Below are 16,181 nucleotides of genomic sequence, written 5' to 3'. Positions count from 1 at the left end.
CGATTTCGGCCGGGTCGATCGACGGGCGAACGGATCTGGACATCTGACGTATCTCCGAAGTGCGGCTCACGCGGTGATTCTTGATCGGCGCACTCTTGCCCCCATGCGGGGGCCGGGTCAAGCCCGGTGTCCGATCCGCCCCTGTCCATCCGATCTGTCAGGGGTGCGGCGGATCGCCGTGACCCACACGGTGGTGGCGGCCGCGAGCATCAGGGCGGCACCGCCGAGCGGGGCGGCGGGCTCGGAGAGTCCGTCCACCGCGAGACCGCCGCACAGTGCGCCCGCCGCTATGGCGAAATTGAACATGGCCACCATCAGCGAGGACGCGGCTTCGGGCGCCTCCGGGGCCGCCTTGATCATCCAACCCTGCACGCTCACCGAGACCCCGCCGTAGGCGAGTCCCCAGGCCAGCAGCAGCACGGTGCCGACGGCCGGTCCCGGCAGCACCGCGATCGACGCGAGGACGACGGTGAGGGCGGAGCTGACCACGAGGAGGGTGCGGTACGCGTCGCGCGGCCCGGCCAGGAAGTTCCCCGCGACCCCGGCGACGCCGTAGCCGAGCAGCAGGGTGCTGATGTGTCGGGCGTCGACTCCGGACACCTCCTGCAGGATCGGCCGTACGAAGGTGTAGGCGGCGAACTGCCCGGTCACCACGAGGAAGGTCACGATGACCCCGGCCCGCACGGCGCGGTTCTCCCGGAGCAGGGCGGGGAGTTCGGGGAAGGTGATGTGCCGGGTCGCCGGGAGCGGGGGCAACAGCACGAGCAGGGCGGTCAGGGTGACGAGGCCGAGGCCGCCGACCGCCGCGAAGGCGGTGCGCCAGCCGCCGAGTTCACCGAGCAGGGTGCCGGCGGGGACGCCGAGCACGGAGGCGGTGGGGACGCCGCCGAAGACGAGCGCTGTGGCGCGGCCGACGTGCCGTTCGGGGACGAGGCGTACGGCGAGTCCGCCGGCGACGGCCCAGAATCCGCCGACGCTGACGCCGACGAGCAGGCGGGCCGCCAGGACGACGGCGAAGTTCGGGGCCAGGGCGGCGGCGAGGTTGGCGGCGACCATGAGGGCGATGAGCACGCACAGCACGAGACGCCGGTCGAGCCGGCCGGCGCCGACGGTGACCAGCGGCGCGCAGAAACCGGCGACCAGCCCGGGCGCGGTGACCATCAGGCCCGCGGTCCCGTCGGAGACGCCGAGGGCGGCCCCGACGGGGGTGAGCAGCCCGACGGGCAGCAGTTCGGAGGTGATCAGGCAGAAGATCCCGAGGGAGACGGCGCAGACGGCCGCCCAGCCCCGCCACGGAGCCCCGTCGCTCCCCGGTGCGGATCGGGCCACCGGCGGGGAGACGGACTCCGCACCGGTATCGGACCAGGAACCGGACTCGGACTCGGACTCGGAGCCGGACTCCGAGCCGGAACCGGGCTCGGACTCGGACTCGGACTCGGGACCGGACCCGGGACCCCCGGTCGGGCCGGACTCGGGCGGCGGCGCGGGACGGTTGCCGGGCGCGGCAGCTGAGGTCATGGATCGGTACTCCGTACGGACGATCGGCGGGCAGGACACGGCACGGGGAGCCGGGGGTCGCGCCTCCCCCTTCACCCGTACTGCCGTTCCAATTTCCCACACGCCCCGACCATTCCCACCGGGCCGGTGTCACCCGCACGCGTGAGAGGGGAACCGGACCGGCCCGGCGGTACGGCAAGGTGGTCGGATGCAGTTACGCCGCGCCGTGCCCCTCTCCCTCGTCGTGCTCCTCGCGAGCACCGGCTGTGTCTCCGTCGGGCCGCGGGATTCCGCGCCGGCTCCCGTACGGGGCTCCGTTCCGCCGGCCGAAGCACCCGAGGTTCCGGCCCCCCTGGCCCTGCCGTTGGGGGCGCTGCCCGAGGTCGCCGCACCGTCACCGGCCCCGGCCCAGCGCCCGGACGCGGACCGCGGGCCGGCGCCGAAGGCGGGCCCGGAGCCCGAGCCCCCGCGCGAGCGGGCCCCCGCGAAGGCGGCTCCGCCGCGGCGCAAGCGGGTACCGGGAGCGGCGACGAACCATCCGCGGCGGCGGCCGGCCCCGCCGCCACGTCTGGACCAGCTGTGCGCGGCCGCGGACGGCACGGTGCCGCCGTCCATCGTCGACCTGTGTCTGCGGCAGTACGGCCGCTGACCACCGCGCCCTCCCCCAGTGCGACGCTTGACCCTCCCCCTGTGTCAGACCTTGTAGTGGAGAGCGTCATGTTCACCATCGGAGACTTCGCCAAGCACGGCCGGGTGTCGGTCCGCATGCTGCGTCACTACGACGCCCTCGGACTGCTGCGCCCGGCACGTGTCGACCCCTTCACCGGCTACCGCTCCTACGAGGCCGGGCAGCTCGCCCGCCTCAACCGGGTCATCGCGCTCAAGGAACTCGGATTCTCCCTGGACCAGGTGGGATCGATCCTCGCCGAGCGGGTGGGCCCGGAGGAGCTGCGCGGCATGCTGCGACTGCGGCAGGCCGAGCTGGAGAGCGCCATGGCCGCCGCGGCGGCCCGGCTGGTCCAGGTCGAGGCGAGGCTCCGGACCATCGAGAAAGAGGGATCCATGCCCGCCGACGACATCGTCGTGAAAAGCCTTCCGCCCGTCCGGCTCGCCGAGCTGACCGGCACGGCCGGGAGTTACGAACCGCAGGACATCGGCCCGGTCATCGGGCCGCTCTACGACGAGCTGTGCCGCCGGATCGAGGCGGCCGGGGTCGTCCCGACCGGCCCGGGGACCGCCTACTACGAGGACGTGCCCGGGACGGGATCCGCGTCGGCCGTCCTCGTCCACGCCGGACTGCCGGTGGCGGCGTCGGTCCGCGCCGAGGACCTCGGGGGCGAGGTCCGGATCGTCACGCTGGCGGCGGTGGAGCGGGCCGCGACGGTGGTGCACCGAGGGTCGATGGACGGGATCCTGCCGACGTCGCAGGCCTTGGCCCGGTGGATCGACGCGCACGGGCACCGCTCGGCCGGGTACGCCCGCGAGCTGACCCTGGCCTGCCCGGACGATCCCGATCAGTGGGTCACCGAACTCCAGGAGCCGCTGGCCGCCACCTCCTGACCCCGGCCGCTCAGGGGCGGCGGCCGCAGGCTCGGGCACACCGCCGGGCCGTGTCGCGCCGGGCCGTGCGCAGCCTGCGCACGGTGGTGTGGCCGCGTCGCTTCCACTCGCCCCGGGGCAGCGCGGCCCGCTGTCCGCCGCCCGCGATCAGGGCGTTCACCGGCGTCATCGGGTCGGCGGCCATCGCCTTGGCGAACAGGACGCCGACCACGAGCGGGACCAGGGCCACGGCCAGGGCCGAGCCGGCGGTGGTCACGTGCTGCATGCGCGGGCGGGCGGGCGTCGCGCCGCTCGGGTCCTGTGAAGTCATGTCCCCATTCCAGCGGCGGAGCAGCGTCCGGGAATCGGGGTGGATACTCAGGCCGTTGGGTGTGAGGTACTCAGACGGGCGGGGCGGGGGTGGGTGATGGTGGTACCCGGGCAGGGTTTCGAGCCCGCGACCGGCGACGGTCCGGCGGCCGCTCCGGTCGGGCGTCAGGCCGAGCTGCGCACCGCGTACGAGGGGCTGCTGCAGATCCGCCGACTGGTGAACGGCCCGGCGGGCGCGGCGGTTCCCGCGCCGTGGGAGGTGCGGCGGCCGCCGCGCGCGGTGGCCCTCGCCCTGGAGGCGGCGGGCGTCGCGGCGTCGGCGGTGGACGAGGAGGGGCGGCGTACGCGGACGGGCTACCGCGTGGCGGCCGGAGCGGAGCCCGGGCGGGCGGAGGTGACCTGGGTGGGCCCGGCGGGCGGCGGAGCGGCCGGTGAGGAGCAGGAGCGGCTGGCGGCCTGCGCCGCCGTGCTGGAGTCGCTGGGCTGGGTGTGCCTGCTGTACCGGGGCCCGCGGCGGCGCCGCTTCCTGGAGGTGGAGCCCCCGGGCGGACCGGGCGGACCCGGCGGACCCTGAGTATTCCGAGCCGACCCGGCGGACGGCCGCCGGGTCGGCGCTCAGGGTGAGGCACGCGGGGCCGGCACGGACACCTCGTCAGGGGCGTAGCGTCCGGCCAGCGCGGTCACCGTCTCGGCGAGGGCGCGGCGCAGTTCGGGCGGGCCGAGCACCTCCGCCTCCGTGCCCAGGCGCAGCAGGTCGCCGACGGCGACGGCCTGGGACTCCACGGCGATGCGCAGCCGGACCCAGCCGTCCGCGTCGGCCGGTTCGGCTTCGGCGAGTGCCCGGGTGCCCGCCGCCCCGAACTGCATGGGCAGAAGCAGCTGCCCGCGCGGGGACAGGCGGAGTTCGGCGGTCTGTTGCCGGAGCGCGGCGTCCAGGCGGCTGGTGGACTCCTGCCAGTACGCGGCCAGTTCGAATCCGGCGGGCCGTTCGAAGCGTTCCGGCGTCGTGTCCACGGTCAGGAACCGGGAGACGCGGTAGGTGCGTACGGCCTCGTCGACATCGGCGACGAGGTACCAGATGCCCCCTTTGAGGACGAGGCCGAGCGGACGCAGTGCGCGCCGTACCTCACCGCGCCACCGGCGGTAGTGGGTGCGCAGGACGTGCTGGTCCCAGACGGCCTGGGCGATCTGCGCGAGGTGCGGGACGGGGTCGGCCTCCCGGAACCAGGCGGGCGCGTCGAGGTGGAACCGGTCCTGGATCCGGCGGGCCCGTTCGGCGAGCGCGGCCGGCAGCGCCGCCTGGAGTTTGAGCTGGGCGGCGGCCAGATCGGCGCCGAGGCCGAGTTCCCGCGCGGGTCCGGGGGCGCCGGCGAGGAAGAGGGAGCCGGCCTGGGCGTCGGTGAGGCCGGTGAGGCGTGTGCGGTAGCCGTCGGCCAGCCGGTAGCCCCCGGCCGGGCCGCGGTCGGCGAGGACGGGGACGCCGGAGGCGCCGAGGGCGTCGATGTCGCGGTGGATGGTGCGCACCGACACCTCCAGCTCGGCGGCGAGTTCGGGCGCGGTCATCCGGCCGCGGTTCTGCAGCAGCAGGAGCAGGGAGAGAAGCCGGTCGGCGCGCATGGCGTCATTGTCTCCCGTACCTGACAGAAGGTGTCAGGTACGGCTGCCAGCCTGGGGCACACCGGGCGGAGAGGCCGTCCGGCAGGCCGAGAGGACCGTCGCCCATCATGCCCACGCCCGTAGAGACCGGTGGCCGCTTCACCTTCGCCAACTGGCAGGAGAGCCCGGTCGGCGCCGCGGACGCCGTCCCGCGGCTCGCCCATGCCCATGTCGCCAACGCCTTCACGGGCGGGATCTCGGCGGCCGGGACCGCCTGCGACTACACGATCGCCTACACCGGGGAGAACCTCGGTTCCTACAGCGGGATGGAGTTGGTCTCCGGCGGCCTCGACGGCCGCGAGGGCAGCTTCGTCCTGGAGGAGCGCGGCACCTTCGACGCCGACGGCACGGTCTGCCGTTTCGAGGTGGTGCCCGGCTCCGGCACCGGGGACCTCGTGGGGCTGACGGGTTCCGGCGGTTTCACCTACCGCCACGGTGACACCTCCGTCGCGTACACCTTCGTCTACGAGCTGGGCGAGGCCCCGTCCCGTTGAGGAACGGGGACGAGCCGTCGACCGAGCGGCCGCTCCGGCGGGTCCCGGGACCCGCCGGAGGTCGTTACCGGAACCAATTGGTCCGAAGAAATTGTTGAATTCGGTTCCACTGTCCGGAAATACTCGGCCAATTTGGCGATGAGTGGACTGATGTTTCATCATCATGACTGCACGTCAGCTTTCGGCGTGCGTCAGAGGGAGGCGGGGGCGCCGGGGGGTCCCCCGTTCACACCGGATCGATGCCGCGGGCGAGTCACAGCTCTCGCCGCGGCCGCCGTGGCTCCCGTCCCCGTTCCCGTCACCCAGGCAAAGGCTCATGTCCGCCCAGCAGCTCACGGACCTCATACGTTTCGCCCGCCACAACTCGCCCTACTACCGGGACCTCTACGCGTCCCTGCCACCGCACGTCGACCGCCTCACCGACCTTCCGGTGGTCGACCAGCAGGACTTCTGGGCGGCCAACACCCTGCACGACAGCCGTGTGCTGACCGGCCCGCTCAGCGAGGCCACGGTCTACAAGACCGGCGGCACCACCGGGTCCCCCAAGTTCTCCGTCTACACCCGCGACGAGTGGCGCACCTTCGTCACCGCCTTCGGCCAGGGGCTCGTGGACACCGGTCTGCGCCCGGGCCACCGTGTCGCCGACCTCTTCTACGCCGGGGAGCTCTACGCCAGCTTCCTCTTCGTCCTCGACTCGCTCGCCCACGCGCCCGTGGACAACGTCCGCCTGCCCATCGGCGGCGGCGCGCCGCTGGAGTCGACGATCCCCACGCTGCGCGATCTCGCCGCCCAGGTGCTGACCGGCACACCCACCACCTTGTGCCGGCTCGCCGAACAGGTCGTCTCCTGCGATGTCCGGCTCGACTCCGTGGAGTTGCTCCTCTTCGGCGGTGAGGCCCTCTTCGACGACCAACGGCGCCTGCTGGCCGCCGCGTTCCCCGGTGCCGAGGTCCGTTCCGTCGGCTACGCCAGCGTCGACGCGGGCCTGCTCGGCCGCCCGGTGTCCGGCCCCGACGCCCGGGTGCACCGGGCCTTCTCCCCGTACGCGGTCGTCGAGATCCTCGACGACTCCACCGATGAGCCCATCACGGAACCGGGGCGGCCCGGCCGCGTCGTCGTCACCAGCCTCTTCCGTCGGCTGATGCCGATCATCCGCTATCCCGCCGGCGACCGGGCCGAGTGGACCGGCACCGGGCCCGGCCACTTCCGGATCCTCGGGCGCGCCGAGGAGGGCGTGCGGGTGGGTCCCGTCTCCCTCTACACGCAGGACGCCCAGGACGCCGTCGCCGCGGCGGACACCGCGGGCCACGTGGTCGGCATGCAACTCGTCGTCCGCCGCTGGGACGGCCGTGACGGACTCGTCCTGAGACTGGCGACGACCCCCGGTGACGAGGCCCGCGGCCCGGTCGCGGGCGACCGGGCGGCACTGGCCGAGGCCGTCGTCACGGAGCTGGAGACCGTACGGCCGCTCTATCCGGACAGCGTCCGTGCCGGGTTCGTGCACCCGCTGTCCGTGGAGTGGGCGCGCCACCGCGACCTCGCCGTCAACCCGCGCACGGGCAAGCTCGTCCGTGTCCTCGACGAGAGGCCGACCGCATGACCGCCGCACCCCTGACCGACACGGCCGACAGCGCCGACACGGAGGAGCAGCCGGAGCGCCGGACCGGGGCCGAGCACCGGCGTGCTCCGCTGGTGCTGCGCAACCGCGCCTTCGGCGCCGTATGGCTCGGCCAGGTCCTCACCCAGGCCGCCGTGCGCATGTTCCAGGTCGGCGTGTCCTGGTGGATCGTGGCCTACGCCGTGCCCGAGGCCCGCGGTCTGGCCTCGGGGCTGTTCATGGCCGTCTGCACGCTGCCCGCCGTGGCGCTGGCACCCGTCGTGGCCGGGGTCGTCGCCCGGTGCGCGCACCGCTCGGTGCTGCGGACCGCCGCCGCCGTGGCCGGGGTCGCCTCGACCGCCCTCGCGTTGTGGGCGTACAGCGGCGACCTGCCGCTGACCACGGTGTACGCCGCCGGTCTCGCCCTGGCCACCTGCCAGGCGTTCTTCGACCCGTGTCTGACCACCTCGGTCCCCGAACTCGTCGACGACGCCGACATCGAGACGGCCACCGGCTTCGAGCTGTCCACCCAGTCCTTGGCGGGCCTCGTGGGCGCGCTGCTCGGCGCCCTGACCGTCGACCGGGCGGGCGTGGCCGGACTGTCCGCCGGCTGCGCGGCCGCCTATCTCGGCGCCGCCGTGCTCGTCGCGAGCGCCCGGTTCCGGACCGTCGTGGTGGACAGCCACGACGGTGCGGCGACGGCCGCGCCCCCGCGGCGCCCGCTCCGCCGCATCCTGGCCGAACTGCCCTCCGTACGGCGGATCCTGATCTGCTTCACCGCGGCGAACCTGTTCACCGCCGCCGTGTTCGTGGTCATCCCCCTCTACACCCGGTCGGTGCTCCTCGGCGGAGGCGGCACCGTGGCCCTGCTGGAGGCCGCCCTGGGCACCGGGGCGCTCGTCGGCGCGTTCACCGGCACCCTCGTGCCGGGCCGGCCCACCGTCGCCGGCGCCTGGTGCCTGGTGCTGATGGCCCTCGCCCTGGCGACGCCGGGACTGTTCACGCAGCGCCCGGTCGTCGCGGGCGCTCTGGCCGTGGCCGGCTGGTGTGCCGGGGCCGTCAGCGTCCGCTTCGTCGCCCTGTTCCAGCGGATGGTGCCGGCGGCGGACAAGCCCGGCTTCTTCGCCGTGATGCAGGCCGTCCTGGGCGCCTCCCTTCCGGTGGCGTCCCTGGTGTTCGGCTCCGCCGGCGATCACCTCTCCCCGCAGACGCTCTGCCTCGCGCAGGGCATCGGACTGCTCCCCGCGGCCTGCGCGTTGGCCCTGCTCGGGTTCCGTACGCCGGAGGCGGCCGCCGCGCAATCCGCGGGAGGCGAGCGATGAGCCCCGTGATCGGCCCGGCCGTCCGCGCGGACATCGCCGAACTGCGCCAGCTCTACTACGCCGTCTACGGACCGCACTACCCGGTGGCGCTCGGCACCGACCCGGCCGAGATGGCCCGGCTCATCGCGGACCCGCACTCCCTGTGGCTCGTCACCCGCTGCGCCGACACCGGGGCCCTGACCGGGTCCGCCGCCATCCGCGGCGAGGCCGGCAGCCGCACCGGCCGGTTGGAGGGCATCGCCGTGCACCCCGAGCACCGCTCGGCGGGCCTGGCCGCCGCCCTGACCGAGGCCCTGTGCGCCGGCATGCTGGACACGGGCCGCCTGGACTCGGTGTACGCCACCGTGCGCACCGTCGGCGCCGGTCCGCAGCGCGTCGTCGCCCGCAACGGCTTCCGCCCCCTGGGCATCCTGCCCAACGCGGTCGATCTCAGCACCCGTGAAACCCTCGCGCTCTACGCGCGTCACGCCGACGGAGTGCTCGACCGTCGGATCCCCGTCGCCGAAGTACCGGCCCCGCTGATGCCGTTGCTGCGCACCTCCGGGTCCGCGCTCGGCATCGAGTACCCCGGCGTCACGGCCACCGACCGCCCGCTCCCGGCGGCCGTGACGCACACGGCCGTCGAACGGCTGGAGGTGATCGAGGCGCCGGCCTTCGTCCGCCGCCGCTTCCGCGAGCGGTTCCCGCACGCCGAGGGTTGGTTCTACCCGCTGCACACACCGAACGTGCTGCTCACCCCCGAGGACGGCCGCTTCGAGGTCTACGCCTACCTCAACCGCGCCGGCGGCTACGGCTCCCTGCTGACCGCCCATCCCGACCCGGCCGCCGCCGCGGCCCACCTCGAACCCGTCACCCGGGCCCTGGCCCGCGCGGGCGCCGGCTACGTCGAAGCCCTGGTACCGCTGGCGCACCACGAGGCCCTCTCGGCCTTCCTCGCCCAGGGGTTCGTCGCCGGAGCCCTCTACCCGGCCATGCGCGCGGACGGCGACGGCTTCCACGACTACGTCGTCCTGTCCCGCTCCGGCGAGCGCATCGACTTCCGCGGCGTCGCCGTCGAACCGCCCCTCCAGCCGTACCTGGACTGCTACGTGTCGGCCTGGGCGTCGACACACCTGCCCACATCATCCGAGGTTGCCTCATGAACCCCCATCTCGCGCCGGTCGCCGTACCCGACCCGGCCCTGCTGCCGCACGTACAAGAACTGTGCGACCTGACCGACCCGTACGCCTTCGGCCCCGAGCAGGACGCGCTGTTCGCCGCGGCCATGGCGGAGAGCAACGCCTGGCACACCGAGCGCTCCGCGTTCTTCCGTTCCCTGTACGAGGCCACTCCCCCGGCCGAGCCGTACCGTACGCCGCTCGTCCACGCGAACTTCTTCAAGCGGCACGAGGTGCTCTCGATCCCCCGCGAGGACGTGGACCTGCACCTGACCTCCTCCGGCACCACCGGCCAGAAGTCGCAGATGTTCTTCGACCGGTGGACCATCCGCTCCGCCCAGCGCATGGTCGCCCGGATCTTCGACCGCAACGGGTGGATCACCCCCGACCAGGAGGTCAACTACCTCCTCTACAGCTACGAGCCGGCCCCCTCGCTGAACCTCGGGACCGCCTTCACCGACAACTACCTGTGCGATTTCGCCCCCGCGCGCAGCGTCGCGTACGCGCTGCGCAACACCGGCGGCGAGCACGAGTTCGACCCCTTCGGCTGCATCGCCGCACTGCGCCGCTTCGAGCGGGAGGACGCCCCGGTCCGCATCCTCGGCTTCCCGGCCTTCCTCTTCTTCACGCTGGAGCGGATGCGGGCCATGGGGCTGCCTCCGCTGCGCCTGCCCGAGGGTTCCCTCGTCGTCCTCGGCGGCGGGTGGAAGGGCCACTCCGACCGGCGCATCGGCAAGGAGGAGCTGTACTCCCGGGTCACCGAGCAGCTCGGCATTCCCGGTGAGCGGATCCGGGACACCTTCGGGTCGGTCGAGCACTGCATCCCGTACATCGAGTGCGACCACCACCGGCTGCACGCGCCCGTCTGGTCGCGGGTGACGATCCGCTCCACCCGCACGCTCGAACCCCTGCCGTACGGGGAGCGGGGCTACCTGCACCTCGTGTCGCCCTACATCACCTCGGTGCCCGCGCAGAGCGTGGTCATGGGCGACCTCGCCTCCCTCCGACCGGGCGACGCCTGCGGGTGCGAGCTCCCGACCCCCTGGTTCACCGTCCACGGCCGTGCCGGGGTGAGCCGCAACCGCAGCTGCGCGGTGGCCGCAGCGGAACTGATGAAGGGAATGGCGTGACCGTGAACGTGCACCACCACTACTGGCAGGGCTCCTTCATCGACGACGAGGAGGCCGCCCGCCGCCTGGCCGAGCTGCCCGCGGCCGTCGAGGCCGCGCTGGCCGAGGGGCTGGAGACCGAGACCGTCCTGGCCGCGTGCGACGCCCTCGGCGCCGCCCTGGCCGACCCCGACCACCCGGTGCGGGCCCGGCTCGCCGCGCACCTGCCCGAGGGCGAGGACCCGGCCGTCCTGGCCGAGTTGGGCACTCTCCTCGGCCGGCGGGAGCTGACGCGCAAGCTGCGCCGGGAACTGGGGAGCGCGACGCCAGGCCGGCTGAACCGGGCGGATCCGCGCGAGACGGTCTACGAGGCGTGGGCGCCCGTCGGGATGGTCGCCCACATCGCGCCGGGCAACGCCGCGACGGTCGCGCCCCTGAGCATCGTCGAGGGCCTGCTCGCCGGCAACGTCAACGTGCTCAAGACCAGCGGCGACGACACCCTGCTGACCCAGCACCTGATGGCCGAGCTCGCGGCCCTGGATCCCAGCGGCGCACTCGCCGCGCGGATCGTGGTCCTGCGCTTCCCCTCCTCCCGGCAGGAGTGGCTGCGTCTGATGTGCGCGCCGGCGGACGCCGTCGCCGTCTGGGGCGGGGAGGCCGCCGTCGAAGGGGTGGCGGGCCATGTACCGGCCGGGGCCCGGCTGGTGGAGTGGGGGCACCGGATCTCCTTCGCCTACCTGACGGCCGACGCGTGGTCGGACGCCGGGACGCTCGACGCCCTGGCGGACGACGTCTGCCTGTACGAGCAGGAGGCGTGCTCCAGCCCTCAGGTGGTCTACCTCGACACCGAGGACGAGGACGAGGTCTTCGGTTTCGCCGAGCGGTTCGCCGCGGTGCTCGCCACCCGGCCGCCGGCCGCGACCGGTGCTCCGGCGCGGGAGCCGGACCCGGCGGAGGCGGCCGAGCTGACCACCACCGAGCTGATGGCCCGGCTGGAGGAGCACCTGGGTCTGACGCGGGTGTTCGCCGCCCCCGACGGGTCGTGGCGGGTCATGGCCGACACCCGGTCCCCGCTGACCGCCTCGCCGCTGCACCGCAGCGTGTGGGTCAAGCCGCTGCCCCGCAAGCGGCTGATCGCCACCCTGCGGCCGATGCGCCGCTACCTGCAGACGGCGGGCATCGCGGGCAGCGCCACCGACATCGCCGAGCTGTCCCGCACCGCCCTCGCCGCGGGCGTCACCCGGGTCACACCGGTCGGCGCCATGCTGCGGAGCTACGCGGGTGAGCCGCACGACGGCGTCTACGCCCTGCAGCGCTACAGCCGCCGCGTCGCGGTCCAGGCCGATCCGGCCGGCTTCGCCACGACCGCCTGCCTGGACGACCTGGTCCGGCCCGTGCTGCTGCCTCGTCCCGCGGGCCCGCTGCTGGGCAAGGAGGACGTGCAGGAGCCGGCCCGCCGGCTGACGCGGGCCGATGCCGAGCTGTACTTCCGCAGCGGCGGCAGCACCGGCGCGCCGACGCTGTCGGTCTTCAGCTACGACGACTACGACACGCAGATGCACGCCGCGGCCCGGGGCCTGGTGGCCGCCGGCTACGACCCGGCCGTGGACCGGACCGCCAACCTGTTCTACTGCGGTTCCATGTACGGCAGCTTCATCAGCTTCTTCTCCGTGCTGGAACGGCTCGGCGGGGTGCAGTTGCCGCTGTCGGCGGGACCCGACCACCGGGCCACGGCGCAGGCGCTGATCGACCACGGGGCCGACACCCTCTTCGGCATGCCCTCCTACCTGTGGCAGCTGCTGCACGCCGAGGAGGAGGCGCTGCGCGCGTACGGCGGCCTGCGCAAGGTGTTCTACGGCGGCGAGCACTTCACCGAGGAGCAGCGGCGCACCTTGAAGGACACCTTCGGCATCGAGGTGGTCCACTCGATCACCTACGGCAGCACCGACCTCGGCCCGCTGGGCTACCAGTGCACCGAGAGCTCCGGCGGCGTCCACCACCTGCACGCCGACCTGCACACGATGGAGATCCTGGACCTGGCCGAGGATCGCCCGGTGGTCCCGGGCGAGACGGGCCGGCTGGTGTTCACCACGCATGCCCGGCGCGGCCAGCGGCTTGGCCGGTACGTGATCGGTGACCTGGGCCGGGAGGTCCCGGGCCGTTGCCCGTGCGGACGGCACGCGCCGCGTTTCGAGCTGCGGGGCCGCACCGGCGACGTGATGCGGGTGGCGACGTACTTCCTGAACCTCCGGCGCTTCCTGGACCTGGCCGAGGAACAGGGCGGCCACCGGGGCGAGCTGCAGGTCCGGCTCGACTCGGCCGACGCGCGCGAGCGACTGACCGTACGGGTGGAACGGACCGCGGCGAGCGACCCGGAGCGGCTGCGGGAGGTCTTCCTGGCCGGCTACCCGGAGCTGCGCTCTGCGGTCGAGGAGCGGCTGCTGGAGCTGGTGGTCGAGGCGGTGGACGGCGCGTCGCTGGACCGCAGTGCGACCAGTGGCAAGCTCCTGGCCGTGGTGGACGCGCGCCGTTAGACGAGCGGGGCGCGGGCCGGCCCTCAGGCCGACCCGCGCCCCTTCCTGTCCCCTGGGGGTGTCAGGTCACGGTGCGCCGAAGGTGAGCGTCAGCTGCGGTGTCCCTTCGTTCGCCTGTGCCTCGGAGGACCACAGCCACAGGGCGTCGGTGCCGGTGCTGGTGAGCGCGAGGCCGTAGCTGCCGCCGAGGGCCGTCGCGACGCTCGCGGTGGTCAGCCCGGTGGTGTGCACGGCCGACCCGTCCGCGATCCCGGCGAAGGTGCCGAGCGCCGGACCACCCAGCGCGGGCCGGTTGTTGTACGTGGTCCCGCCCTCGCTCCACGAGCCGGTGATCGGGACCACCGAGACGGTGTCCGTGGTGCCGGCGCCGCTCTGCGTGCTCGTCTTCACGCTGAGCGCGGCCGCCTTCAGTACCGTGCCCGGGGGTGCGGCGGGCAGGTCGAAGCGCAGGTAGCTCGCGTAGAACGAGGTGCCCCGCACGGCGAGCGATCCCGAGGTGCCGTAGTTGGTGGCGGGTGCCCCCGCGTTGGCGTAGGTGTCCTCCGCCACGGGGACCTGGACCACCGAGTCGGCCGGGGCGGTGGCGAGGGCGTAGTGGTTCTGCACCTGTGCCGCGCTGAGCACCGTCGGGTAGACGGCGGTCTCGTCGAGCCGGCCCGCCCAGTAGTCGCTGGTCGGACGGTTCGGCCAGGCGTTGAGGTTGTCGCCGCCGGTGCGCCAGTAGCCGGCGTAGTTCTCGTGCGTGGTGACGTTCAGCGTGCCCTTCGGCGCGCCGTCCACGTAGAGGGTCATCCCGCCCGGACCCTGGGTGGCGACGACATGGTGCCACTGGTTGTCGTTGTAGGCGGCCGGGGTGGTGATCGTGCGGGTGGCTCCGGTGTAGACGCCGAAGACCAGCCGTCCGTCGTTGGTCATGTAGACGTGCTTGTCGTACTGGTTGGAGCCGCCGGCCTGGCGGTTCGCGAAGCCGACGAGCTTGCCGCCTCGGGTGGTGTCGGTCCGGAACCAGGTCTCGACGCTGTAGGTGCTGCCGATCGACTGCCGCTTGTCCCCGTACACGTGGGTGTTGGAGCCGTTGAAGCCGATCGCCGTGCTCGCGCCGGAGACCGCACCGGGCGTCTGCCGCAGGGCGGGAGCGTTGTTGTGGACGCCGCTCTGGTTGCCCGCCGAGGAGTCGGCGACGAAGGGCAGGGCCGATTCGTCGTAGCGCCAGTACAGCTCGGCGCCGTCGGAGCGGACCTTGTTCGGGTAGGCCTCCGCCGTGGTCGGGACGGTCACGCTCGCCGTCGCGGACAGGGCGCTGGTGTTGCCGGCCCCGTCGGTGGCCGTCACACGGTAGGTGTACGACTGGCCGGCCGCCACGGTGGTGTCGGTCCAGGAGGCCTGCGGTCGCCGGAAGAACAGCGAGTCGGCGGTGATTGTGGCGATCGGCGTGGCCGCGCCGTTCCGGTAGATCCGGTAGGTCAGCGCGCTGTCGTCGAGGTCGAGGCTGGTACGCCAGCGCACCTGGGCCTCGTCCGACTTGAAACTGACCGCGCTCGCCACGGGCACGGTGGGCGCGCCGGTGTCCCCGGTGGAGGCGAAGCGCGTCAGGCTCTGCTGCGCGGCTCCGTTGACGGTGGTGAACTCCCCGCCGACCCACAGGTACTGGACGCCGGCCTTGGAGCCGACCGTCATCACGCGCGGTCCGATGCCCTCGCCGATGCCGTCGTTGGTGTCGGGGGCCCAGCCGAGCTTGCCGGTGCCGGTGGTGGGCTGGGCGAGCAGGTGGTGGCGCTGTCCGTCGGGGAACTCGCCGACGCTGGAGCAGTCGTGCGCGTGCGAGGCGCTGTAGAGCACGTTCTGGTAGGGCAGCACGGCCTGGGTGGCGCCGAGGCAGGTGTCGCGCCAGCGCTGGCCGAAGTCGCCGAGGTTCAGGGCGATCCGGCCGTCGAAGACCCCGCCACCGGTGCCCTCGTTGCCGGTGTAGAAGCCGGTGGCGTCGGTCGCGATGTCCTTGACGACGGAGTTGGTCTCGATGAAGCCGGCGTACGACTTGGTGAGCGCGCCGCTCGTCGCGTCGACGACGGCCAGTGCGTGCGTGTTCGTGCCGTTGACGGTGAAGAAGTCGCCGCCGAGGATCACGTTCTCGCCGTCCGGGGTGACCTCGACGGCGCGCCCGGGTTCGTCGACGTCGGCGGTGAAGGGCTTGAGCGCGCCGTCGGTCGCGCCGACGGCGGCGAAGCGCCCGCGCGGCTGACCGGCGACGGTGAGGAAGTCGCCGCCCGCGTAGACGGTGTCGCCGGTGACGGCCAGGGCGCGCACGGTGGCCGCGAAGGCCGGGCGGAAGCCCTGCTTCACGGTGCAGCTCGCCACGTCGACGGCGGCGAGACTGGAGACGGGGGTGCCGTTGACGGCGCCGAAGTAGCCGCCGACGTACAGGGTCTCCTTGTCCGGGGACAGGGCGAGCGCGCGGACCGTGGCGGTGCCGGAGCCCACGGTGAAGGACAGCTCGCAGGAGGTCGGGGCGCCGGTCGCGGCGTCGAGGGCCACGAAGTTCACGGCCGACCGCTCGCTTCCGGAGCCTCCGGCCGGCGGGCGCACCGTGGAGAAGGTGCCGCCGACGAAGACCTGGCCGCCCGCCTCGGCGAGGGCCCAGACGACGCCGTCGGGCTGCCAGGTGGACAGCGCGTCGGCGGTGAACGCGACGGGCGGGGTGAGCGCCGCCGCCTGCGGGACCAGGCCGAGGCCCACCCCCGCTCCGGTTCCGGCCAGGGACAGGGCGAGAGCGGCCACCAGCCCTCGGGATCTACGCATGAATCCCCCAGTTCGATGTGCGGTACGGCCGTGGGTGCGACCGTGCGGGAGATGGCCGAAAATCGCCGAACAGCAGTCCACGACCATGCCCACGGGCGCACCCTAGAGCGATTCGAGGCCTGATTCATCCCACTTGACACATCGGATGCA

General features: G+C 73.5%; 13 protein-coding genes. 9 read left to right on the top strand and 4 right to left on the bottom strand.

Annotated elements, in window-relative coordinates:
* Positions 1-117: 117 nt before the first annotated feature.
* Complete coding sequence (locus ACWG52_RS33885; protein ID WP_453126816.1) at positions 118-1,518, bottom strand: MFS transporter; 1,401 nt, start codon at positions 1,516-1,518, stop codon at positions 118-120.
* Positions 1,519-1,705: 187 nt separating this feature from the next.
* On the opposite strand from ACWG52_RS33885, the gene ACWG52_RS33880 reads away from it, so the two are divergent.
* Together ACWG52_RS33880 and ACWG52_RS33875 are read left to right on the top strand one after the other, a co-directional pair.
* A complete protein-coding gene (locus tag ACWG52_RS33880; protein ID WP_389806946.1) occupies positions 1,706-2,146 on the top strand; it encodes a hypothetical protein in 441 nt (146 codons plus the stop codon).
* A gap of 68 nt (positions 2,147-2,214) precedes the next feature.
* Positions 2,215-3,057: a MerR family transcriptional regulator gene (locus tag ACWG52_RS33875; RefSeq protein WP_390166894.1), complete on the top strand. Its 843-nt coding sequence runs from the start codon at positions 2,215-2,217 to the stop codon at positions 3,055-3,057.
* A gap of 10 nt (positions 3,058-3,067) precedes the next feature.
* Here the strand turns inward: ACWG52_RS33875 and ACWG52_RS33870 are convergent, their stop codons facing one another.
* The gene (locus ACWG52_RS33870) at positions 3,068-3,367 is read right to left on the bottom strand and encodes a hypothetical protein (RefSeq protein ID WP_389806947.1); all 300 of its coding nucleotides are present in this window, start codon (positions 3,365-3,367) and stop codon (positions 3,068-3,070) included.
* 96 nt (positions 3,368-3,463) lie between these two features.
* Between ACWG52_RS33870 and ACWG52_RS33865 the strand changes: the two genes are divergently transcribed.
* The gene (locus ACWG52_RS33865) at positions 3,464-3,940 is read left to right on the top strand and encodes a hypothetical protein (protein WP_390166730.1); all 477 of its coding nucleotides are present in this window, start codon (positions 3,464-3,466) and stop codon (positions 3,938-3,940) included.
* A gap of 41 nt (positions 3,941-3,981) precedes the next feature.
* Here ACWG52_RS33865 and ACWG52_RS33860 read toward each other — a convergent pair whose 3' ends face one another.
* Positions 3,982-4,983, bottom strand: coding sequence for a helix-turn-helix transcriptional regulator (locus ACWG52_RS33860; protein WP_389806949.1), 1,002 nt, complete (start codon positions 4,981-4,983; stop codon positions 3,982-3,984).
* A 107-nt stretch (positions 4,984-5,090) separates the two neighbouring features.
* On the opposite strand from ACWG52_RS33860, the gene ACWG52_RS33855 reads away from it, so the two are divergent.
* The 6 genes from ACWG52_RS33855 (at position 5,091) to ACWG52_RS33830 (ending at position 13,235) form a co-directional block, all read left to right on the top strand.
* A complete protein-coding gene (locus ACWG52_RS33855; protein ID WP_389806950.1) occupies positions 5,091-5,516 on the top strand; it encodes a DUF3224 domain-containing protein in 426 nt (141 codons plus the stop codon).
* 316 nt (positions 5,517-5,832) lie between these two features.
* Entirely contained in the window at positions 5,833-7,116 is a 1,284-nt protein-coding gene (locus ACWG52_RS33850) for a phenylacetate--CoA ligase family protein (RefSeq protein WP_389806951.1), read from the top strand.
* On the top strand, positions 7,113-8,435 hold the full coding sequence (locus ACWG52_RS33845) for an MFS transporter (protein WP_390136294.1): 1,323 nt from the start codon (positions 7,113-7,115) through the stop codon (positions 8,433-8,435). The genes ACWG52_RS33850 and ACWG52_RS33845 overlap by 4 nt, the downstream gene beginning before the upstream one ends.
* Complete coding sequence (locus ACWG52_RS33840; RefSeq protein ID WP_389806953.1) at positions 8,432-9,577, top strand: GNAT family N-acetyltransferase; 1,146 nt, start codon at positions 8,432-8,434, stop codon at positions 9,575-9,577. Before ACWG52_RS33845 ends, ACWG52_RS33840 begins: the two co-directional genes overlap by 4 nt.
* Positions 9,574-10,722, top strand: a complete 1,149-nt coding sequence (locus tag ACWG52_RS33835; RefSeq protein WP_389806954.1) for a LuxE/PaaK family acyltransferase — start codon at positions 9,574-9,576, stop codon at positions 10,720-10,722. The genes ACWG52_RS33840 and ACWG52_RS33835 overlap by 4 nt, the downstream gene beginning before the upstream one ends.
* Complete coding sequence (locus tag ACWG52_RS33830; protein WP_390166734.1) at positions 10,719-13,235, top strand: acyl-CoA reductase; 2,517 nt, start codon at positions 10,719-10,721, stop codon at positions 13,233-13,235. Before ACWG52_RS33835 ends, ACWG52_RS33830 begins: the two co-directional genes overlap by 4 nt.
* Before the next feature lie 66 nt (positions 13,236-13,301).
* Here ACWG52_RS33830 and ACWG52_RS33825 read toward each other — a convergent pair whose 3' ends face one another.
* Positions 13,302-16,031: a DNRLRE domain-containing protein gene (locus ACWG52_RS33825; RefSeq protein WP_389806956.1), complete on the bottom strand. Its 2,730-nt coding sequence runs from the start codon at positions 16,029-16,031 to the stop codon at positions 13,302-13,304.
* Positions 16,032-16,181: the final 150 nt, after the last annotated feature.

The sequence above is a fragment of the Streptomyces sp. CLCI03 genome (assembly GCF_053615355.1).
Note: the sequence above shows the minus strand (reverse complement) of the source record. Positions and strands in the feature narration are given on the sequence as shown.